At 34.1% G+C, this 22,621-nt stretch carries 23 protein-coding genes and 1 tRNA gene; 11 read left to right on the top strand and 13 right to left on the bottom strand.

All coding sequences use genetic code 11. From position 1 onward, the window contains the following. Window positions 1-10: 10 nt before the first annotated feature. From AW14_RS07510 to AW14_RS07495, 4 genes are read right to left on the bottom strand one after another with little or no spacing between them, the layout of a single operon-like run. Window positions 11-499 carry a TlpA family protein disulfide reductase gene (locus AW14_RS07510; protein WP_044638253.1) on the bottom strand — a complete coding sequence of 163 codons (489 nt, stop codon included), beginning with the start codon at window positions 497-499 and terminating at the stop codon, window positions 11-13. Between the two features lie 18 nt (window positions 500-517). Continuing rightward, window positions 518-1,594, bottom strand: a complete 1,077-nt coding sequence (locus tag AW14_RS07505) for an ABC transporter permease (RefSeq protein WP_084708811.1) — start codon at window positions 1,592-1,594, stop codon at window positions 518-520. Between the two features lie 23 nt (window positions 1,595-1,617). Further along, entirely contained in the window at window positions 1,618-2,724 is a 1,107-nt protein-coding gene (locus tag AW14_RS07500) for a BT_3928 family protein (protein WP_044638251.1), read from the bottom strand. A gap of 1 nt (window position 2,725) precedes the next feature. Continuing rightward, on the bottom strand, window positions 2,726-3,262 hold the full coding sequence (locus tag AW14_RS07495) for a DUF1599 domain-containing protein (protein WP_044638250.1): 537 nt from the start codon (window positions 3,260-3,262) through the stop codon (window positions 2,726-2,728). Between the two features lie 216 nt (window positions 3,263-3,478). Here AW14_RS07495 and folP point away from each other — a divergent pair, with 216 nt between their 5' ends. From folP to AW14_RS07480, 3 genes are read left to right on the top strand one after another with little or no spacing between them, the layout of a single operon-like run. Beyond that, window positions 3,479-4,303 carry a dihydropteroate synthase gene (gene folP, locus AW14_RS07490; RefSeq protein WP_044638249.1) on the top strand — a complete coding sequence of 275 codons (825 nt, stop codon included), beginning with the start codon at window positions 3,479-3,481 and terminating at the stop codon, window positions 4,301-4,303. Window position 4,304: 1 nt separating this feature from the next. Continuing rightward, window positions 4,305-4,967 (top strand): hypothetical protein, encoded by a 663-nt coding sequence (locus AW14_RS14455; protein WP_052647450.1) that lies wholly within the window; start codon window positions 4,305-4,307, stop codon window positions 4,965-4,967. Between the two features lie 39 nt (window positions 4,968-5,006). Further along, the gene (locus tag AW14_RS07480) at window positions 5,007-5,792 is read left to right on the top strand and encodes a diadenylate cyclase (RefSeq protein WP_044638248.1); all 786 of its coding nucleotides are present in this window, start codon (window positions 5,007-5,009) and stop codon (window positions 5,790-5,792) included. On the opposite strand, the gene AW14_RS07475 is transcribed toward AW14_RS07480, so the two are convergent. Together AW14_RS07475 and truA are read right to left on the bottom strand one after the other, a co-directional pair. Continuing rightward, the gene (locus AW14_RS07475; protein ID WP_044638247.1) at window positions 5,789-7,558 is read right to left on the bottom strand and encodes an ABC transporter ATP-binding protein; all 1,770 of its coding nucleotides are present in this window, start codon (window positions 7,556-7,558) and stop codon (window positions 5,789-5,791) included. The two genes, AW14_RS07480 and AW14_RS07475, sit on opposite strands and share 4 nt — an antisense overlap. Beyond that, entirely contained in the window at window positions 7,559-8,302 is a 744-nt protein-coding gene (gene truA / locus AW14_RS07470) for a tRNA pseudouridine(38-40) synthase TruA (protein ID WP_044638246.1), read from the bottom strand. Window positions 8,303-8,400: 98 nt separating this feature from the next. On the opposite strand from truA, the gene AW14_RS07465 reads away from it, so the two are divergent. Further along, complete coding sequence (locus AW14_RS07465) at window positions 8,401-8,898, top strand: metallophosphoesterase family protein (RefSeq protein WP_044638245.1); 498 nt, start codon at window positions 8,401-8,403, stop codon at window positions 8,896-8,898. A gap of 186 nt (window positions 8,899-9,084) precedes the next feature. On the opposite strand, the gene AW14_RS07460 is transcribed toward AW14_RS07465, so the two are convergent. Further along, the gene (locus AW14_RS07460) at window positions 9,085-9,495 is read right to left on the bottom strand and encodes a DUF4293 domain-containing protein (RefSeq protein ID WP_044638244.1); all 411 of its coding nucleotides are present in this window, start codon (window positions 9,493-9,495) and stop codon (window positions 9,085-9,087) included. A 197-nt stretch (window positions 9,496-9,692) separates the two neighbouring features. On the opposite strand from AW14_RS07460, the gene rho reads away from it, so the two are divergent. Beyond that, window positions 9,693-11,369: a transcription termination factor Rho gene (gene rho / locus AW14_RS07455; protein WP_044638243.1), complete on the top strand. Its 1,677-nt coding sequence runs from the start codon at window positions 9,693-9,695 to the stop codon at window positions 11,367-11,369. Window positions 11,370-11,445: 76 nt separating this feature from the next. Here rho and AW14_RS07450 read toward each other — a convergent pair whose 3' ends face one another. The 4 genes from AW14_RS07450 to proS all read right to left on the bottom strand — a co-directional run bounded on the left by AW14_RS07450 (window position 11,446) and on the right by proS (window position 14,010). Then, on the bottom strand, window positions 11,446-11,796 hold the full coding sequence (locus AW14_RS07450; protein WP_044638242.1) for a hypothetical protein: 351 nt from the start codon (window positions 11,794-11,796) through the stop codon (window positions 11,446-11,448). A gap of 186 nt (window positions 11,797-11,982) precedes the next feature. Further along, on the bottom strand, window positions 11,983-12,234 hold the full coding sequence (gene rpsT, locus AW14_RS07445; RefSeq protein ID WP_044638241.1) for a 30S ribosomal protein S20: 252 nt from the start codon (window positions 12,232-12,234) through the stop codon (window positions 11,983-11,985). A 26-nt stretch (window positions 12,235-12,260) separates the two neighbouring features. Continuing rightward, window positions 12,261-12,332: transfer RNA gene (locus tag AW14_RS07440), tRNA-Glu, on the bottom strand. Between the two features lie 199 nt (window positions 12,333-12,531). Further along, a complete protein-coding gene (gene proS, locus AW14_RS07435; RefSeq protein ID WP_044638240.1) occupies window positions 12,532-14,010 on the bottom strand; it encodes a proline--tRNA ligase in 1,479 nt (492 codons plus the stop codon). 99 nt (window positions 14,011-14,109) lie between these two features. Between proS and AW14_RS07430 the strand changes: the two genes are divergently transcribed. From AW14_RS07430 to yidD, 5 genes are all read left to right on the top strand, one after another. After that, window positions 14,110-15,177 (top strand): hypothetical protein, encoded by a 1,068-nt coding sequence (locus AW14_RS07430; RefSeq protein WP_052647449.1) that lies wholly within the window; start codon window positions 14,110-14,112, stop codon window positions 15,175-15,177. A 26-nt stretch (window positions 15,178-15,203) separates the two neighbouring features. Beyond that, window positions 15,204-16,760 (top strand): OmpP1/FadL family transporter, encoded by a 1,557-nt coding sequence (locus tag AW14_RS07425; RefSeq protein WP_044638239.1) that lies wholly within the window; start codon window positions 15,204-15,206, stop codon window positions 16,758-16,760. A 177-nt stretch (window positions 16,761-16,937) separates the two neighbouring features. Continuing rightward, entirely contained in the window at window positions 16,938-17,615 is a 678-nt protein-coding gene (folE, locus tag AW14_RS07420) for a GTP cyclohydrolase I FolE (protein ID WP_044638238.1), read from the top strand. Between the two features lie 30 nt (window positions 17,616-17,645). Then, entirely contained in the window at window positions 17,646-19,127 is a 1,482-nt protein-coding gene (gene cysS, locus AW14_RS07415; RefSeq protein WP_044638237.1) for a cysteine--tRNA ligase, read from the top strand. Between the two features lie 61 nt (window positions 19,128-19,188). Then, window positions 19,189-19,410: a membrane protein insertion efficiency factor YidD gene (gene yidD / locus AW14_RS07410; RefSeq protein WP_044638236.1), complete on the top strand. Its 222-nt coding sequence runs from the start codon at window positions 19,189-19,191 to the stop codon at window positions 19,408-19,410. Window positions 19,411-19,428: 18 nt separating this feature from the next. Here yidD and AW14_RS07405 read toward each other — a convergent pair whose 3' ends face one another. After that, complete coding sequence (locus AW14_RS07405) at window positions 19,429-19,827, bottom strand: ACT domain-containing protein (RefSeq protein ID WP_044638235.1); 399 nt, start codon at window positions 19,825-19,827, stop codon at window positions 19,429-19,431. An 18-nt stretch (window positions 19,828-19,845) separates the two neighbouring features. Beyond that, complete coding sequence (locus AW14_RS07400; RefSeq protein ID WP_044638234.1) at window positions 19,846-21,309, bottom strand: aminoacyl-histidine dipeptidase; 1,464 nt, start codon at window positions 21,307-21,309, stop codon at window positions 19,846-19,848. Between the two features lie 244 nt (window positions 21,310-21,553). Here AW14_RS07400 and AW14_RS07395 point away from each other — a divergent pair, with 244 nt between their 5' ends. Next, a complete protein-coding gene (locus AW14_RS07395; protein ID WP_044638233.1) occupies window positions 21,554-22,621 on the top strand; it encodes a DUF3810 domain-containing protein in 1,068 nt (355 codons plus the stop codon).

Here is a 22,621-nt window from a genome sequence, read left to right as displayed (position 1 = left end):
TATTAGATGTTTATAAAATATTTTTAATGCGATTATCGTCTGCTTCGATAGCTTTAAATAATGCAATGTTTCCTGTTTTATCTACTACAATGTATCTTGGTATCCAATCTAATTGAATAAACTCACCAAAAGCGCCTTTCCAACCCGATTGCATGAAATAGTGATTGCCTACAACATTGTATTTTTCGATGCCTTTTTTCCATGCTTCCTGACTTTTATCTAAAGATAAAAACACATAGGTTACATTAGTGTTTGCTTCTTGTAACGCTTTTACTTTTGGCATACCTCCTACACAATCTTTACACCAAGAGGCCCAAACATCGATAACAATGGTTTGCCCCTTATATGTTTCTAAAATGTCTTTAAAAGTAATATTGTCGCCACTTAAGGTTACAAAAGTATCGTTTAAAGCGGCCTCTGAAAATTCTGTGGGTTCTATTTGTGCTTTGCAACTTAAAAAGCCAATGACTAAAGCAAGTATTACTATTATTCTTTTCATTTATTTTTTTTTATAAAATTACTGAAGTTTTACTTTTGGGTCTAGCCAAACGTAAATAATATCTACAAAAATATTAATTATTATGAAGAGTATAGCTATTATTAAAACAGATCCCATAATTACGGGTAAATCTAAGGTATTTAGTGCGTTTACTATTTCTTTTCCTAAGCCATTCCACCCAAAAATATATTCTACAAAAACAGCACCCGCCAACATGGAAGCAAACCACCCTGAAATAGCTGTTACCACAGGATTTAATGCGTTTTTAACAGCATGGCGTTTTATAATTTGAATTTCACTAAGGCCTTTGGCTCTGGCGGTTCTTATGTAATCTTGATTAAAAACTTCTAGCAACGAATTTCGCATTAATTGAATAACCACCGCCAAGGGTCTAATACCCAAAACAATAGCTGGCAATATTAAATTTTTTAACTTAAGATGCATGGATTCGCCAAAATCGTCTAATTCGTATAGGCTTCCTGTCATTTCTAAATTTGTAATCTCGTGAAGCACATAACCAAACAACCAGGCAAATAAAATGGCACTAAAAAACGAGGGAATACTCATGCCCAACGTACTAAATATTTGAATGCTTTTATCGAGCCAGTGGTCTTTATACAAAGCCGAAATAATTCCTAAAAACACGCCTAAAACAATAGCAATCACGATAGACGACACGGCTAAGACAAAAGTATTTGGCAATGTTTCTTTTAAAACGGCACTAACCTTTTTACCCTGTTTTGTAAAAGATTCACGGAGATAAGGCAGCTTTAAAACCGTTGTAGTTTCGCCAACAGTGAATAATTGTAGGGCGTTGTATTTATTCGGGCTTAAAAAGGTATAATCGTCGGGTTGTGTTGAATGAAAAGAAACCGGAAATAAATCGTTTAAATAATATAAATACTGCGTACTTATGGGCTTATCGAATCCGTATTTTTGTTTTACAAGCGCTAATTGATTGCTGTCTTCGTTTTGTCCCAACATCATTTGCGCCGGATCGCCGGGCAGCACATTAAATAAAAAAAATATTACCGTGACCACACCAAATAATGTGAGCAAGGCATACGTGATTTTATTTAGAAGATAGGAAATCAGTTGTTAATTATTGTTGTTTAGCGTTAGTTAACTTTAGGTAATTTTAAATCTTCGAAATCGTTCCAGTGTAATTTTTGTTTAACTGTACCTTTATCTAATTCTATAACCCCCGGATTGGAACGAACAATGGTTTTTAAAGCTTTTTCGTCGCAGAGATAGAAATCGAAATTCAAATTATAGGTCGATTTAATTTTTGCTTTGGTATCGGCGCCAGATGCGGTTAAACCAATGACTTTGTATCCCATTTTAAGAGCTCGTTCGGAAAGAGCTTTTAATTTTTCGGCGCCTGCTTTTTCTATTTTTTCTAAACTGTAAGACACGATTACAATTAGATTTTCTTCTGATAAATATTGAGTTGTTAAATCTTCATCTTCACTTTCTATCGAGAAATCGTAAATTGGTGGTTGGTAACCTTCATCAATTATTTTAGTTTCTACACTTACAAATTTACCATCAACTGTAGGGTAATCACCGTTGGTGGTAATGACCTTATCTTCTCCGTTAACATGAAACTTCCATGCGTATTCTATAATTGGTTTTTGGGCATCGTCTGGAATAGTCATGCCTTCTTCAATATTTTTTCCAATGGCATAGCCTCTAAAATCTATTACAGGTAAATGTTCTAAAACATGAAATCCTAACCATAAACTAAAAATAAAAGCTAGTAGTGCTAGAACCGTGGTTTGTAACTTACTAAAAACAGGCGTAATATATTTTATTCCAAAAAATAAAATGAGAATAAAAAACAACAATACCACGTCTTTTGTAAAACTCTCCCAAGGTGTTAATTTTAATGCATCACCAAAACATCCGCAGTCTTTTACCTTATCGAAATACGCCGAATAAAAGGTTAAAAAGGTAAAAAACACAATCATAGCCAAAAGACTCCATACCGTAAATTTTGGTTTGTAACCTATAAGTAAAAACACTCCTAAAACCACTTCAAAAATTACAACTAAAACAGATATAGCTAAGGCATAGGGCTCTAAAAATGGGATATTTAAAACCTCTGCACTAAAATATTCTTGCAGTTTATAAGAAAACCCTAACGGGTCGTTTAATTTTATTAATCCGGAAATAATAAATAATACACCAACAAATATTCTACTTAATGCTACTAAAATTTTCATGTTATTCGTTTAAATGAATTAATGCAAAAACCGCATAATTAATCATATCTTGATAGTTAGCATCAATTCCTTCACTAACCAATGTTTTACCTTTATTATCTTCAATTTGTTTTACACGTAGTAACTTTTGCAAAATTAAGTCGGTTAAACTACTTACACGCATATCGCGCCAAGCTTCACCATAGTCATGATTTTTATCTTCCATCAGTTTTTTGGTGATTGCCACTTGCTTTTCATACAATTTTGCAGCTTCTTCGGTAGATAAATCGGGTTGTTCTGCCACGCCTTTTTCTAACTGAATTAAGGCCATTATCGAATAATTTATAATGCCAATAAACTCACTTACTTCGCCTTCATCAACCTTTCTTACATCGTTTTCCTGAAGTCCACGAATACGCTGTGCTTTAATAAAAATCTGGTCGGTTAACGAGGGCAAACGTAAAATACGCCAGGCACTTCCGTAATCGGACATTTTTTTAATAAATAAACCTTTACAGGTATCTATAACAGCGTCGTATTGTTTTGAAGTATCTTGCATGTATTAAATTGAATTTTGCGTAAATTTCGCTTAAATTGTTTAAAGTGCAAAACCTGTTGTATAAACTTTAATAATTAATAGATAATTGTTGTCGCCAATGCACAAATAATTAATTTTACATAATTTTAAATAGCATGGTTAAGCTATTATTATCTCAATTTCTATAAAAAATAAAAGCCTTATCTTAAAAAAATATCAATTAGAGGCTATAAACTTATGACTATAAATTGCAAAGGAACACTCATCGATTTATCTAGCCCAAAAGTCATGGGCATTTTAAACATTACACCCGATTCATTTTACGATGGTGGTGCACATAAAAATGAAGCATCTATTTTAAATCATGTTAATAAAATGCTTCTTGAAGGCGCTACTTTTATCGATGTTGGCGCTTACAGTTCGCGACCAAATGCCGATTTTGTTAGTGAGGAAACCGAGTTAAAGCGCATTATTCCTATGGTGGAGTTAATAACGAAAGAATTTCCCGAAGCGCTTTTATCAATCGATACTTTTAGAAGTCTTGTGGCAAAACATAGTATTGAAGCTGGAGCTGCCTTAATTAACGATATTTCTGCAGGAAAACTAGATACCCAAATGCTACAAACCGTCGCTAATTTACGAGTGCCTTACATTATGATGCATATGAAAGGAACGCCGCAAACCATGCAACAGCAAACCGATTACAGCGATTTACTTAAAGATATTTTATTTTATTTTTCTGAAAGAATAGCCGCTGCAAAAGCATTAGGTATTATCGATATTATTGTAGATCCGGGCTTTGGATTTGCTAAAACAACCGAACAAAATTTCGAACTTCTGAAGCATTTAGAAGTATTTAAAATAATTGAAAAACCAATTTTAGCAGGTGTTTCAAGAAAATCTATGATTTACAAAACTTTAAACACAACACCTACCGAAGCATTAAATGGAACCACCGTATTAAATACCATTGCTTTACATAAAGGCGCCTCGATTTTGCGTGTTCATGATGTAAAAGAGGCTATAGAAACCATTAAATTAATAGAACATTTAAACGCTTAACATGAAAACTGCCTCTTTGATTATAACGTTGTTTCTTTTGGTTTCCTGCGGAAAAAACAAAACGGTAGTCCTTCCCGAAATTCCTACTAGTAAAATTTCAAAAATACAGGATGTTTCTGCTGCGTATTTGTTTTACAATGAAACGCTTCCAGAGCATGTAGAATTAAACCGAAAAAACCTTATTAGCACCACCAATTGGCTAATAAACGTTGACAAACGCTTAACTTTAAAAGAAGCCATTCCGCAGATTATTTTTCTTCAGAATAAAAAAAGAAATGCAGAAATACATAAAAATAAAGACGCTAAAAACTATTTTACCTGCAACGATTTAAGCAAGAATAATCTCGGTTTTATTGAGTTTACAGATGTTTATTACCATAATATTAAAACCGATTCTTTAAAATTAGAGGGCAACTTAAATGAGGTACGTTTTTTCAGTTTAGATAACATAACGATTACAACCCCAACCGACAAAGTTTCCAATCTGAATAAAGATACTTTCAAAGCTTTTTTAAAACAAAAATCGAACGATAACGAATGTGTTCTTATTTGTAATTTTCATGACAGTTTATCTTTTCAAGATTATATGACCATTAAATATGAATTAGAACAACTCGATTTAAAAAATATGAGTATTGCAAAAGACGAATTCATTTTTAATTAATCTTTATTTTACTAAATTTACCAAAACCCATATGCAACCTTGGAAATTTTCGACGACCTTTTAAAATTCTCTGTAGTAGATATTGTTGATGTTATTCTTGTAGCACTCCTTCTCTATTATATCTACAAACTAATAAAAGGTACTGTTGCCATTAATATATTTATAGGAATTATTATTATCTATTTAGTTTGGCGACTCACCAATTTCTTAAACATGGAATTGCTTTCAGGTATTTTTGGTGGCTTTATGAAGGTTGGAATTATAGCCCTAATTGTTGTGTTTCAACCAGAAATTAGAAAGTTTCTACTTATGGTTGGTTCTACTAATTTTAAAACCAGACGTAAATTTTTAAATCAGTTTAGCTTTTTAAAAACCGAAACCGACGACGAAACCAATGTCGATGCTATTATTTCTGCATCCAATAAAATGGCTAGTTCTAAAACTGGTGCCTTAATTGTTTTTGAACGTAATAATAATTTAGATTTTCTATGCGAGAGTGGCGACGAAATGAATATTAAAGTAACCCAACCTATTATTGAAAGTATCTTTTTTAAAAATAGTCCGCTGCATGATGGCGCCATAATTGTACACAACAATATTGTAAAAGCCACACGTGTTATTTTGCCATTAAACAACGAAAAAAATGTTCCAAAGCGTTTTGGTTTACGCCACAGAGCTGCTATTGGCGTTACCGAAAGAACAGATGCCTTAGCGCTTGTTGTTAGCGAAGAAACAGGACATATTTCTTATTTTAAAGACGGTGAATTTGTAGTTTTTGATAACATTAACGATTTAAGCCTAATGATTAAAAAAGATCTGGCTTAAATGGCTTCTTCTTTTAAAAACTGTACTTCGTATAAATTCTTATAATATCCATTCTCCTTTTGAAGCAATTCATCGTGAGTGCCTTGTTCCATAATTTTACCGGCATCCATAACAATAATTTTATCAGCTTTTTTTATGGTTGCCAATCGGTGTGCTATAACAATCGAGGTTCTTCCTTTTGTAATTTTATCGGTAGCATTTTGTAGGAGTTGCTCGGAATGCGAATCGACAGACGATGTAGCTTCATCTAAAACCAAAATACTTGGGTTGGTAACATAGGCTCTTAAAAACGAAATTAGCTGGCGTTGTCCTGAAGATAACATCGCACCGCGTTCTTTTACGTTATAATGATAGCCTCCTGGTAAGGTTGCAATAAAATCGTGCACGCCAATTTCACGCGCTGCAGCTTCAACATCGGCTTCGGTAATGTCTGTATTATTAAGTCGGATGTTATTTAAAATAGTATCTGCAAATAAAAACACATCTTGAAGTACCACTGCTATTTGTGTTCGTAAAGAATTTAATGTAACCTCTTTAATATCGATACCATCAACAAAAATATGGCCGTTATCAATTTCGTAAAAACGATTTAATAAATTAATAATAGTCGATTTACCTGCACCTGTAGCGCCAACAATAGCAATAGTTTCACCAGATTTAGCTTCAAAAGAGACACCTTTTAAAACAGGTTCGTCTTTAACATAACTAAAAACAACATCCTTAAAAGTAATATCGCCTTTAAAATTTTCGGAAACATAAGTACCTGTATCGTCTATTTGCGAAGTGGTATCTAACACATTAAAAACACGATTTGCAGCTACCAAACCCATTTGTAGGGTATTAAATTTGTCGGCAATTTGTCGTAATGGTCTAAACAACATGGGTATAAACATGATAAAAGCAATCAAATCGCCTTGTGATACACCGGCACCTTTTAAAACAATATTTAAACCACCATACCAGGCAACACCACCAATACATACAGAAGATACTAAATCGGCAAGCGGAAAAAATATCGAGTTATACCAAACCGTTTTTAACCAAGCATCTTGATGGCGCTTGTTTATGGCTTTAAAGTTTTTATATTCGGTGGTTTCTCTTGTAAAAAGTTGCAAGATTTTCATTCCTGTTAAACGTTCTTGTACAAAAGAATTAAGATTTGATACTTCATTTCTAACTTCTTCAAAAGCAATTTTCATGTATTTTTGAAAAAGTCTGGTAGAATACAAGAGTAACGGGAGCATTACTAACACAATTAAACTCAGGCGCCAGTTTATAAAAACCATGACACCAAAAACCACCAGCATGGTTAGTAAATCTCTAAAAATCATGAATAACCCCTGACCAAAAATATCGGCAATACGCTCCATATCGGTAACTGCACGCGTAATTAAAACCCCAACCGAAGAATTGTCGTAATACTTCATTTTAAAGCGAAGCAAATGGTTAAATAACTTAATTCGAACATCGCGAACCAAATTTTGTCCCAACCACGCCGCGTAGTAAATAAATGCTAATTGAAAAACAGTTTGCAAAACCAGAACAGCAAACATAATTTCTATGTAAAAGAAAAAACTTTTGGAATCTTTAACTGCAATACTATTATCTACCGTGTATTTTGTAATGTATGGCGTTGCCGAGCTAAAAATAGCCAACAAAACTACTAGAATTAGTAAAACGAAAAAAATACCCTTATAGGGTTTTATGTATTTAAAAAGACGTTTAAATAAGGCAACGTCTAAAATATCATCTTTCTTTTTATCCATTTATATTTTTATATCGTTAGGATACGCTACGGCTGTTAAATATAAAGCATGAGCAGGCACCGAAAACCCTGCTTCACTCCTATTTTTTGATGAAATTATGGTATGTAAATCTTCAACATTTATTTTTTCTAATCCAATATTTACCATGGTTCCAACAATAGCTCTTACCATATTTCTTAAAAACCTATCGGCTTTAATAACGAAATGAAGTTCGTCATTTTCAAAAAACCATTCGGCTTTCATGATGTTACAATGAAATGTTTTTACATCGGTATTAACTTTAGAAAAACATTGAAAATCGTTATACTGAAACAAAATCTTTGCTGCCGCCTGCATGTTTTCGACATTAAGTTGTTGTTTCACATAATAAGCACTATCAAAATTAAATACATTTTTTTTTAAAGCGATTCTATACAAATAGGTTCTGCTTAAGGCATCGAAACGGGCATGCGCCTGTTCCTTTACTTTAAACACGTCGTGTATAGCTATATCTTTGGGTAAAAATGCATTTAGTTTAAAAATTAAATTGGTTTTATCAAATTCAACATCTGTATCGAAATGCGCAAACATTTGCGAAGCATGCACCCCAGCATCGGTTCGGCCTGCACCCATAATGGAAATTGGCACTCTTAAAAGCATGGTTAGTGCTTTTTCTATAATTTCTTGAACAGAAATTGCTTTTGGCTGATTTTGCCAACCATGATAAGCACTACCATTATAAGAAAGTTCTATAAAATACCTCAATCGCTTTTTATACTTTTGTTGAAAGAACAAAGATAGGCAGTTTTGTTATTCTTACGAAGACTGCTTTCATAATTATATATTAAAAGATTGTAACCTACATGACCAAAATACTTTTACTATCGGATACGCACAGTTATATAGATGATGACATTTTAAAATATGTAAAGCAAGCAGATGAAGTATGGCATGCCGGTGATATTGGCGATTTGAAAGTGACGGATGCCATTAAAAAATTAAAACCTTTAAGAGCTGTTTTTGGAAATATTGACAACTCACAGATTCGTGCCGAATTTCCGGAAAACAATAGGTTTATGTGTGAAGGTGTCGATGTTTGGATAACCCACATTGGTGGTTACCCTAAAGCGTATAATGTTCGCGTTCGGGAGGAAATTAAAGCCAATCCGCCTAAGTTATTTATTTCTGGGCATTCGCATATTTTAAAGGTGATGCCAGACAAGGTTTTAAATTTAATTCATATGAATCCGGGGGCGGTTGGTAAACATGGGTTCCATAAGGTTCGAACCATGTTACGTTTTACTATTGATGGTGTTAAAATTGATAATTTAGAAGTTATTGAATTTGAAAAACGCAATTAACACCAAAATTACCATTAGAAGTTGTAATGCGCGTTAGGGGTAGCAGTGGAAATCCTTTTTGCGAGGCACGAGTAAAAAGATTGAAACGAATAACCCGACCCGAAGGGTAACGCCCAAATTTTAAACAAAAAAAAGCCCAAAATCTTCATCTTGGGCCTACGCACTAATACTACTAAGATGTTAGGTTTATCGTAATCGATCGACAGATTTTACGAGCTCTTCGTCCTTTTTGATGGCCTTATTAGCTAAAGCTAACAACACGATAGAAACAATTGGGAGAAGCATGCCAATACCTTTCTCTGAAACCGCCGTTTCTCCAGATACATTTAGCGATTGATATACAAAAAATCCTAGTAAAATAAAGTTTAATATGATATTTAGTCGTCCCAACATAAATTGAGACTTCCTGTTTTTGTATTTAAAAATGGTAATTAAAGATAATATAGCCGACCCTAGAAAAAAGGCTAAATACAACCATTCGTCGATGGCATAAACGATAACGTTATCGTTAGTAATCCATAAATGACATACAAATATTAGTCCGGCAGAGACAATGGCCGATAAAAATAAGTATATGGTTTGAATACGTTGTAGCATATATTTTTTAAAAACTTGATGGCAAAAATAATAGTTCTTTTATAAAAATTATACTAAAAATTAAAATAAAGTTGTATAATTGCAGTAATAATTCTCAACAACCGCAATAACAGGTTGTTAATTCTTCAGATAAAAAATCTTTTTTTTCAGAACAACCCTATAACTAAATAGTAAAAAACATATTCAATTAAACATCAATGTTTGAAATTTCACAATTAAACGAAAAGAAACTCTCTGATTTGCAGGATATTGCAAAAAAATTAAACATTCCTAAATACCGTTCTTTAAAAAAAACGGATTTAGTTTATCAAATTTTAGATTACCAAGCAGCCGACCCGAAAGCTGTAAAAGCTGTCGTTGCACCGCAAGAAAGCAAACAGGAAACGAAAGAAAATACAAAAACAGAGTCTGCACCAGCACCTAGCAAACCCGAAAGAAAACCTAGACAGCGTGTGCAAAAACCTGTAAAAAATACGCCTGTAAAGAAGGAAGACACTAAAAAATCTGAGCCAAAAGCAGAAGCGCCTCAGCCTACTGCCGAAGTTGCTAAAGATCAAAATCCTGAAGTAAAACAAGACAACAAACAGGATAACAAACCGAAGCATAATGCGCAAAATGAGCGTAAGCAAGGTGACAATCAACCTAAACCAAAAAGAGATAATAACCAACAGAAAAACCAGCATAAAAACCAAAAAAATGGTAATATTGATGCTGGCAATAAAGATAACAGAAACCGTTACCGCGAACCAGATTTTGAATTTGATGCCATTATAGAAAGTGAAGGTGTTTTAGACATTATGCAAGATGGTTACGGATTTTTAAGATCGTCTGACTACAATTATTTATCGTCTCCAGATGATATTTATGTATCGCAATCGCAAATTAGATTGTTTGGTTTAAAAACGGGCGATACTGTTTTAGGACATGTAAGACCACCAAAAGAAGGAGAAAAATATTTCCCGCTTATTAAGGTAAGTAAGATTAACGGACAAAACCCAAATGTGGTTAGAGATCGTGTATCATTTGAACATTTAACACCATTATTTCCTCAAGAAAAATTTAAATTAGCAGAGAAACAAAGCACGATTTCAACGCGTATTATGGATTTATTCTCGCCTATTGGAAAAGGACAACGTGGTATGATTGTTTCGCAGCCTAAAACAGGTAAAACCATGCTTCTAAAAGATGTTGCAAATGCTATTGCAGCAAATCACCCAGAAGTTTACCAAATGATTCTTTTAATTGATGAGCGCCCTGAAGAGGTTACCGATATGCAACGTAATGTTCGTGGCGAGGTTATTGCTTCAACATTCGATAAAGAAGCCCATGAGCATGTTAAAATTGCGAATATTGTTTTAGAAAAAGCAAAACGCTTGGTTGAATGTGGTCATGATGTTGTGATTCTTTTAGATTCTATAACTCGTTTAGCTCGCGCTTACAACACCGTGCAACCAGCTTCTGGAAAAATATTAAGTGGTGGTGTTGATGCCAATGCGTTACACAAACCAAAGCGCTTTTTTGGAGCAGCAAGAAATATTGAAAATGGGGGTTCTTTAACTATTATAGCGACTGCGCTTACAGAAACAGGTTCTAAAATGGACGAAGTTATTTTTGAAGAATTTAAAGGTACTGGTAACATGGAATTACAGTTAGATAGAAAAATTTCTAACCGTAGAATTTTCCCTGCTATCGATTTAACATCTTCGAGCACTCGTAGAGATGATATTTTACTAGATGAAAATACTATACAACGTATGTGGGTTATGCGTAAATATCTTGCTGATATGAATCCTGTTGAAGCTATGGAGTTTATTAACGAGCGTTTTAAACAAACAAGAAACAACGAAGAATTTTTAATATCCATGAATGGATAATAAAACAAATAAAAAGCAAACTAAAAAAAGCCTTAACAATGTTGTTAAGGCTTTTTTTATAATTGATTGAAATATTTTAATTGTTTAAAAGATTTCTGTATGCTTTTAAATCGGAAATATTCGTTTTGTTTTTTAAGTTTTTAGTTAAAGACAATAAGTACTTTAAACTTTCTACACCTATAATGTCTTCTTCTTCGTCATCGAAGTCTGAATCTTCATCATTTGGAATTGGAATTAAAAATGAATCATTCTCCTCGATATGCTCATAAGTAAGTCTAAGAACTTTTACAACTAATGGTATTTGCTCTTCTAAAGCATAAGTTCGTAATTGTTTAATGTCATCAATTAACACATCTGTATTTATTCCTGATTCATCAAGATTAACCAGAATCTTATCAACTAATTTTATTGCGTTTTTATTTTCCAAAAGGGTAAGATTAATAAGTGAATATTTAACTTCTATTTATTGCAAATTTAAATTTTTAGAATTCAAAAACAGCTATTTTTTTTAATGTTTTTTGTTAATTTTAAATAGAAAATTAATTGATGAAAAAGTAAAGACAAAAAAAAACCTCTCAGTATCTGAGAGGTTTTTTTTATTATAAACTTTATATTATAAAGCCGCTATGTGCTTTGCTAAACCAGATTTAAGGTTAGCTGCTTTGTTAGCGTGAATTACATTTTTCTTAGCTAATCTATCTAACATAGAAACTACAGAAGGGAACATTGTTTCAGCCTCTTTCTTATCAGTTAACTCACGTAATCTTTTAATTGCATTACGAGTTGTTTTGTGCTGATATTTGTTTACCAAACGCTTAGCTTCGTTACTTCTAATTCTTTTTAATGCTGACTTATGATTTGCCATTTCTTTTTTATCTTATTAAAATATTGTAGCCCGTAGGGGAATCGAACCCCTCTTACCAGGATGAAAACCTGGCGTCCTAGCCGATAGACGAACGGGCCATTTGATTTTTGAGAGTGCAAATATAAATTATTTTTTAATACTTACAACTCTTTTTTATTTTTTTCGAAAACTTTTTTTTTAATATTTATTTTCGATTTTTTTATCAAATAACGTACAACGTTTCCATTGCGGGTGCAAAGATACATCTATTTCTAAATGTTGCAACAATTAATTGAAATTTTTTAAAAAAAATTTCAATTAATATGCCTTAGCAAATAACACTCTTCCCTTCGATGGTTTTCCTGAAAATATACACACCCCTTCTTCTGCTTTCATTTCCAATGGAATACAACGAATAGTAGCCTTTGTAAGCTCTTTTATCTTCTCCTCTGTCTCGTTTGTTCCATCCCAATGTGCTGAAATAAATCCGGTTTTATTTTCTAAAACTTGTTTAAATTCTTCAAAAGTATTTACCTCTGTAATATGCTTATCTCTAAAATCTAAAGCCTTTTTAAATAAAGTCTCCTGAATTTCTTTTAATAAAGATTCCACCGTTGCTGTAAGATCATTTAAACCTACAACAGCTTTTGTTAAAGTATCTCTTCTAGCCAATTCTACAGTTCCGTTTTCTAAATCTTTTGGACCAATAGCTATTCGTAAAGGCACACCTTGTAATTCATGCTGCGCAAATTTTGCTCCAGGACGCTGTGTGGTTCTATTATCATATTTAACAGTTATGTTTTTAGCTCGTAAATCTGTTAAAATGGTATTTACAACTTCAGTAATAGCAGCTAAATCTTCTTCACTCTTATATATAGGAACAATAACCACTTGATTTGGTGCTAAACTTGGTGGTAATACCAAACCATTATCATCGCTGTGCGTCATTATTAAGGCACCCATTAAACGGGTAGAAACACCCCAAGATGTGGCCCACACATATTCTTGTGTCCCTTCTTTAGTTGCATATTTAACGTCGAATGCTTTTGCAAAATTCTGACCTAAAAAGTGCGATGTTCCTGCTTGTAAGGCCTTACCATCTTGCATTAATGCTTCTATACAAAAGGTTTCATCGGCACCAGCGAAACGCTCACTTTCGGTTTTAACACCTTGTATTACAGGAATAGCCATAAACTTTTCGACGAAAGTTGCATACACATTATTCATTAATCTGGCTTCTGCTAGTGCTTCGGTTTTGGTTTCGTGCGCGGTATGCCCTTCTTGCCATAAAAATTCGGCGGTTCTTAAGAATAATCGTGTACGCATTTCCCAACGAACCACATTTGCCCATTGGTTTATTAAAATAGGTAAGTCTCTGTAAGATTGTATCCAACCTCTGTAGGTATTCCAGATGATAGCTTCACTTGTGGGACGCACTATTAATTCCTCTTCTAGTTTTGCTTCCGGATCAACACGTAATTTACCTGGGTTATCTGGGTCTGTTTGCAATCTGTAATGCGTTACAATTGCACACTCTTTTGCAAAACCTTCTGCATTTTTTTCTTCAGCTTCAAATAAACTTTTTGGAACAAATAATGGAAAATATGCATTTTGATGGCCTGTTTCCTTAAACATTCTATCTAATTCTGCCTGCATTTTCTCCCATATTGCGTATCCGTAAGGCTTAATAACCATACAACCACGAACGGCAGAATTCTCGGCTAAATCTGCTTTTACAACTAATTCATTATACCATTTGGAATAATCTTCTGCTCTACTAGTAAGTTTTTTACTCATATATGTTTTTTGGCACAAATATTGTACCTATGTTAAATATAAAAATAGTTCGACAAAACTAACTATTTTTGTTATGTTCAACAATAAAAATCAATAGATATGCAATTTAAAGACTACTTAATACAGAAAATGCCATACTTAGCCGTTTTAGGCTTAGCACTTGGCTTATCTTCATGTGGATCTTATCAGTATGTTGGTGTTGACAATGATGGCATTTATGGTGGCGCAGCGGTTCAAACAACATATGAAGAAGCTGTACAGGAAGCACCTAAAACTTCAAACAATAACTACTATCAGAACTATTTTAAAAACAAATCTATTGAAACAGAATACATGGTTTCAAATAATGAGATTTTTACAGATATAGATTCTTATGAAGGAACTAATAATTACGACCAAGAAACTATCGATAATTCTTACCAAGGTTATGGTGGATGGGGTCAAACTAACGACCAAGTTACCATAAACATCAATTCTGGATGGGGTTGGAACGACTGGGGTTGGGCTAATCCTTATTATGGTAATTGGGGTTGGAATAACTGGGGTTGGAATAATTGGGGTTGGAACAACTGGGGCTGGAATAACTGGGGTTGGAACAACTGGGGTTGGAATAACTGGGGTTGGAACAACTGGGGCTGGAATGCGCATCCTTACAATTATTACGGCAACAGATATGTTTCTTACAGCCCAAGCAGAAGAGGAAACTATTCAAACACGTCTCGATACTCAAATAATACTGGAACCGTTTCTAGAAGAAGTAGTAATACTAGCAATATTAATTCTACATCAAAATACAACACGAGCAGAAGAACAAGTGTAAATAATAATTATAATCCAAGCACAACAACCAATAGAAGAAGTTATACCACGTCTAATGGATCGACAGTTTACGACAATAACACAAGAAGACAGTCAACGGTTACTAGAACACCTACAACTAATTCTACAACACGTTCATCTTCAACTGTTAGACGCAGCTCTGGGAACACTTATACACCTTCTAGAAGTAATAGCGATTACAGTAGAAGTTCTTCCAGCACAAGTTCAAGAAGCACTTACACGCCTCCAACAAGAAGCTCAAGCAGCAGCTCGTCTGGTTCTTCAGTAGGAAGTGGAAGACCAAGTGGATCGAGTTCTTCGGGTTCTAGTGGAGGAAGACGTCGATAATAACTATTTTTTTAAACAAAACTCAAATGAAAAAGTTAAACCTAATTTTTATAGGCATACTTGGTGTGTCTAATATATATGCTCAAGATATAACGGATGCTTTGCGCTACTCGCAAGACGAAATTCAAGGAACTGCTCGGTACAGAGCTCTGAGTGGTGCCTTTGGAGCCTTAGGAGGCGACATGAGTGCGGTGAGTATAAACCCTGCAAGTTCGGCTGTTTTTAGTCAAAGTCATGCGTCATTTTCACTTTCTAATCAAGATGTAAAAAATGAAACAGCATATTTTAATGGCTTAACAAACACCAATAATTCAAGCTTCGATATAAATCAAGGGGGTGCATCTTTTGTTTTTGCTAGTAGAAATAATTCGCCATGGAGGAAATTTTCGGTTGGAGTTGCCTATGAAAGAACAAATAATCATGACGACCGTTGGAGCGCCGTTGGATTAAACACTACAAACGATGCAGATTTTAGCAATTCGATTGCCAGTTATTTTTATGATTATGCTGATGGCAAACGTTTAGGCAACATATCGGCATTCCCAGACGAAACTTTAGAAGAAGCCTATGCCGATATAGGCTCTGCTTTTGGCTTTGGACACCAACAGGCCTTTTTAGGCTTCGAATCTTATATTATCGAACCAGACGATATTAACAACGATGCAAATACGCTTTATTCCTCTAAAATTATTCCTGGCAATTTTAGTCATGATTATTCTTATTTGGCAACAGGCTACAATGGCAAAATATCCTTTAATCTTGCGACACAATACGAAGACAATTTATATTTAGGTTTAAACTTAAATTCTCATTTTATAGATTACCAACGCACCACATTATTATTTGAAAACAATAACAATGGTATACCAAATGCTGGAGATTATCTTGTACGAAATATTGAATTTGAAAATAATTTATCTACCAGAGGAAATGGATTTTCGTTTCAGTTGGGAGGTATCCTAAAATTAAGTCCAGAATTTAGATTGGGTGTGACTTACGACTCACCTACCTGGTATACCATTGAAGAGGAAACCACCCAATATATATCAACAGTAAGAGAAGAAGATAACGGAACAAGAGTAACTCAAGTTATAAATCCTCAAACTGTAAACGTGTATCCGCAATATAAACTGCAAACACCTGCTAAAATAACAGGAAGCTTAGCATATGTTTTTGGAACGCAAGGTTTAATAAGTTTCGATTATTCAAGAAAAGACTACAGCGCAACTAGTTTTAGACCAGAAAACGATTTTGTAGACTTAAATGCCGATATAAACAATTTACTAACAGCTGCTTCTACATATAAAATTGGTGGAGAGTATAAAATAAAACGAATTAGTTTAAGGGGTGGTTACCGTTTTGAAGAAAGCCAATATAAAGATGGCGTAACAGTAGGCGATTTAAATGGTTATTCATTTGGTATTGGCTATAATTTTGGTAACACCAAATTAGACGTGACGTTTGATGGTTATGAACGCGAGTCGCAAAACAACTTATACAATCTTATATTAGGTGGAGCGCCACAAGCAACAGTTAATCGCAAAAATTCTAACATAACATTATCACTAAGTTTTAATATTTAAAAACGCAAAACATAAAATTAGATTAAGCCTGAAATAATTTTCAGGCTTTATTTATTAATGGTGTAATTTAAACCAAAAAGTACAGACTTAACTAACTTCATTTAAATGTTAGTTAATACAAAACATAACAAAAGTGTTTTGCTTATCTTTGCAAACTTAAACGAGATTTTTTGATAAATGAAAATTGAAAATAATATAGAAGAATTCGAATCGCTTGGAGACGACCATATTGGAACATCTTCAGACACACCGCTTCGAAGTGATGCTTTTAAACTTTCTAATGAAGAAAAAATAGAAATTATAAAAGACGATGTTCGCCATATTATGGAAACATTAGGTTTAGACTTAACCGACGATAGTTTAAAAGGCACACCAAACCGTGTTGCAAAAATGTTTGTAAAAGAAATTTTTGGAGGTTTAGATCCTGCTAAAAAACCAAGTGCTTCTACCTTCGATAATAAATATAAATATGGTGAAATGCTTGTTGAAAAAAACATTACCGTGTATTCAACCTGCGAACATCATTTACTTCCTATAGTTGGTAGAGCTCATATTGCTTACATTTCTAATGGTAATGTGGTTGGCTTATCTAAAATGAATCGTATTGTCGATTATTATGCAAAACGCCCGCAAGTTCAAGAACGTTTAACCATTCAAATTGTTAAAGAACTTCAATCCGTTTTAAACACCCAAGATGTTGCCTGTATTATAGATGCCAAACATTTATGTGTAAATTCCAGAGGTATCAGAGATATCGAAAGTAGTACAGTAACTTCAGAATTTGGTGGGAAATTTAAAGAAGAAGCGACCCGCAAAGAACTTTTAGAATACATTAAATTAGACACTAATTTTTAAGTTAAACACAACTTAATCAATTAAGGCACAATGCAGTTATTTAAAAATCAGGAATTAAAAATATACAATTCACTTACTAGCAAAAAAGAAACTTTTAAACCCATAAACGAAGGCCATATAGGCATGTATGTTTGTGGACCTACAGTTTATAGTAATGTACATTTAGGTAATGTAAGAACCTTTATGTCTTTTGATATGGTTTTTAGATATCTGAAGCATTTAGGCTATAAAGTTCGCTATGTTCGAAATATAACCGATGCGGGGCATTTAGAAAATGATGCCGATGCTGGTGAAGATAAAATCACTAAAAAAGCACGTTTAGAACAAATTGAACCCATGGAAGTGGTGCAACGTTATACCGTTGATTTTCACAATATTTTAAACACCTTTAATTTCTTACCTCCTAGTATTGAACCTACTGCAACAGGTCATATTATTGAACAAATTGAACTTATTAAAAGCATTATTGCAAACGGATTTGCTTATGAAGTTAATGGCTCTGTTTATTTTGATGTACACAAGTTTAATGAAACAAACGAGTACGGTAAATTAAGTAAACGTAAACTTGAAGATTTAATACATAATACCCGGGCTTTAGATGGGCAAAGTGATAAAAAAAATCCGCAAGATTTTGCGCTTTGGAAAAAAGCCGAGCCACAACACATTATGCGTTGGCCGTCACCATGGAGCGATGGTTTCCCGGGTTGGCATCTAGAATGTACTGCTATGAGTACTAAATATTTGGGCGACCAATTTGATATTCACGGAGGTGGTATGGATTTAAAATTCCCGCATCACGAATGTGAAATTGCACAAAATGAAGCTGCCAAAGGACAATCGCCCGTAAATTATTGGATGCATGCTAATATGCTGCAACTTAACGGACAACGCATGTCTAAATCTACTGGAAACACTGTAAATCCAGACGAATTATTATCTGGCAACAATAGTTTTTTTAGTAAAGCCTACGCCCCTAGTGTGATTCGCTTTTTTAATGCGCAATGTTCTTACAGAAGTGTATTAGATCTTACAGACGAAGGATTACTATCTAGCGAAAAAGGATTTTACAGATTAATGGATGCTATTAATTTATTAGATAGCTTAACCCCATCAAATAGCTCGACTATTAATGTGGAAGCATGGAAACAATCTTGTTATGATGCTATGAACGACGACTTCAACTCTCCTATTTTAATAGCTAATTTGTTTGAAGCAGTTAAATACATCAATCAAATAAAAGATGGAAGTGTAACTTTAACGTCGCAAGATTTAAACATCTTAAAAGAAACCATACACGCTTTTACTTTTGATGTTCTGGGCTTAGAAAATACAGCTCAAAGTAATTCAAGTACCGATAAATTATCGGGCGCTGTAGATATTTTAATAAAGTTAAGACAGGAAGCACGAGCTAATAAAGATTTTGCCTTATCTGATAAAATACGTGATGAACTTGCCCATGTTGGCATTCAGTTAAAAGATGGTAAAGAAGGCACGACGTTTTCTTTAAATTAATTAGCTGGTTGTTCGTTTTAACTATACACTTTTTTCAAATAAACAACTAAACAACAATAAATTGAAAAAACTCATTATTGCGCCGTTTTTGTTTTTGATAAAAGTGTATCAAACGCTTATATCGCCCCTTACACCTGCAAGTTGCCGATACCAACCCACATGCTCGCATTACAGCAAAGAAGCTTTAATTAAACATGGTTTATTTAAAGGTGGTTGGCTAGCGTTAAAACGTATTTTTAGTTGTCATCCTTGGGGTGGCTCTGGTTACGACCCAGTGCCTTAAAAATCTAACAAATAGCTTTTAAATACTACGTGAAAGCTCTTGAAGCACACGAACTGATTTTTCTGCATCTTTTTTATCAACAAAAATATGATCGTGATAAAATCCTGCAACAACATTACAGCTTATATTATGTGTAGTTAAAGCATTGGAAAAAGCTGCAGTGAGTCCTACAGCTTCCAATGCTGAATGTATTTTTAAAGTTATCCAAGATGCTACAAATTTATAAGGTAAATGCAAAGCATCGGCCTTTAAGCGATCTAAAACAATGGTTATACCTTCGGTTTCTTTAAATTCGAATAGGGTATCTTCTCTTTTAATAAGTTCATAATCTTTTACGGTAACAAATACGTATTCAACTGCGTTTAAATGAGGTTGCATTTCACGAATTAATAGCTCTAAATTTGTTTCGCCTGCCATTGTTTACCTAAAGTTATATTACGCCTTAACTGGAATATTTTTTAAAATTTCTAATACAAATTTCCAATATTTCTGTACCGACGAAATTTGCGCACGCTCATCTGGAGAATGTGCTCCTTTAATATTTGGTCCAAAACTTATCATATCCATATCTGGGTAATTTTGCCCCAGAATACCACACTCTAAACCAGCATGACAAGCAGCAACATGAGCCTCTTCGCCATTCATGTCTTTATAAATTTTGGTTAATACTTTTAAAATGGCAGAATCCATATTAGGGGTCCAACCAGGATAATCACCAGAAAACTCGACCTCACAACCTGTTAATTCGAAAGTTGCTCTTAAGGTATTAGCTAAATCTAATTTAGAACTTTCTACCGATGAGCGGGTTAAGCAACCTACGTGAATATGACCATCTTTTAGTAACACACGCGCGATATTATTAGATGTTTCTACCAAACCAGGAATATCGGCACTCATTCTATAAACACCATTTTGCGCCGCATACAAGGCTCTTGTAAACCCTTCCTGAATTCCTAAATCCATGATTTTTTCGGGTGTTTCACATTTAGAAACCATAATTTTTAAATCGGGTTCCATGGTTTTTAATTCAGTTTGAATGGTTTCGGCAAGAAGCTTCATTTCTAAAATAAAAGCGTCTTCATGCATGGCATCAATAGCTACGATAGCTTTACTTTCGCGAGGAATAGCGTTGCGTAAACTACCACCATCAATTTCTGAAATTCGAAGTCCGAAATTTTCAAAGCCATCAAATAACAGTCGATTCATAATTTTGTTAGCATTACCGAGCCCTTCGTGAATTTGCATTCCAGAATGCCCACCTTGCAATCCTTTAACAACAATAGAAAAACCAATTTTAAATTCTGGAGTTTCCTCTTCGTTGTAGGTTCGGGTGGCTGTTACATCGATGCCTCCGGCACAACCAACGCCAATTTCGTTATCTTCTTCGGTATCTAGGTTTAATAAAATTTCACCAGACAATAAGCCGCCTTTTAAGCCCATAGCGCCCGTCATACCAGTTTCTTCATCAATTGTAAATAAAGCTTCTATGGCTGGATGTGGTATATCGGTGCTTTCTAAAATCGCCATGATGGTGGCTACTCCCAGTCCGTTATCGGCACCTAAGGTGGTTCCTTTTGCTCGCACCCAATCGCCGTCTACATACATATCGATGCCTTGTTGGTCGAAATTAAAAACGGTATCGTTGTTTTTTTGATGCACCATATCTAAATGCGATTGCATGACGATGGTGGCTCGGTTTTCCATACCAGAAGTGGCTGGCTTTTTTATGATAACATTTCCAACCGAATCGACCATGGTTTCTAGCTTAAGATGTTCACCAAATGCTTTCATAAAAGCTATAACACGTTCTTCTTTTTTTGAAGGACGCGGCACGGCGTTTAAATCGGCAAATTTATTCCATAGTTGTGTGGGTTGAAGTTGTCTTATTTCTGAATTCATGCGTTATTTTTTTGTTTTGTAAAGGTAGTAAAAAGGCATTGAATTTGGCAGCTACTCCTGGTTGAAGTGGCATCCTTTCTGCGAAGCCTTGATAACATAGAATAACTTATTAAAAACCAATAAATTTGATACGATGCCAAAACAAGTTCGGGACTGCTTAGCAGAAAGATATAACGGAAAACAGGAAGAAACCTTAGTAAACAGAACCTTGCCATTGGGTTCAAATTTTTAGTATTTTTGAGCTATGCTGAAAAAGAAAAAAGTTTTACTGGCATTGGCTATTATTCCAATGTATTTGTTGGTGCGTTGTGCGGCACATAATCCGGAATTTATTGAAGCCTACTACAGCAATGGGTTGTACCCTGTGGTTTCTAAAATTTGGCGGTATGCCTTGGGCTGGATACCGTTTTCGTTGGGAGATATTCTATATGCTTTGGCAATAATTTACGTATTGAGGTGGCTGTACATTAACAGAAAACGCTTGATAAAAGATACCGTTAATTGGTTTATTGATGTGATGCTGGCCGTTTCCATTTTTTATTTTGCGTTTCACTTGCTTTGGGGTCTTAATTATTACCGACTGCCTCTGCATAAAAATTTAAATTTAAATGCAAATTATACTACCGAACAACTTGTTAAGGTAACTAAAAAACTGACTGCAAAAGCCAACGAGTTACAACTGGAAATTACACATAACGACACTTTAAAAGTTGATATTCTGTATAGCAAAAACACAATTATTGCGATGGCTCCTGCAGGATATGTGAACTTAAAAGCTGTGTTTCCAGACCTGGAATACAACCCGAAGAGCATAAAAAAATCGTTATTTAGTTATCCGTTAACTTACATGGGGTTTAGTGGTTATTTAAATCCGTTTACCAATGAAGCGCACGTTGATGCTTTAATTCCTAGTTTTAAATTTCCAACAACATCTACCCATGAAATTGCCCACCAATTGGGCTATGCTGCCGAAAATGAAGCTAATTTTATTGGTTGCCTGGCAGCCATAAACCACGATGATATTTATTTTAAATATACAGGTTATACATTTGGTTTACATTATTGCTTGAATGAAATTTACAATCGAGATGTTGCGCTGTACGAGCATTTAATTAGTGAGGTAAACAAAGGTATTTTAAAAAATTACCAAGAAACCTACGATTTTTGGGAGGCGCATGAAAATCCTGCAGAACCGTTTTTTAAAGCTTTTTACAGTAATTTTTTAAAAGCAAACAAACAAAGCAAAGGCATGAAAAGCTATAGTTATGTTGTTGCTTTGTTGAGTAATTATTTTGATGAGAAAGAATTATAA

This window comes from Siansivirga zeaxanthinifaciens CC-SAMT-1, assembly GCF_000941055.1.
GTDB lineage: Bacteria > Bacteroidota > Bacteroidia > Flavobacteriales > Flavobacteriaceae > Siansivirga > Siansivirga zeaxanthinifaciens.
Note: the sequence above shows the minus strand (reverse complement) of the source record. Positions and strands in the feature narration are given on the sequence as shown.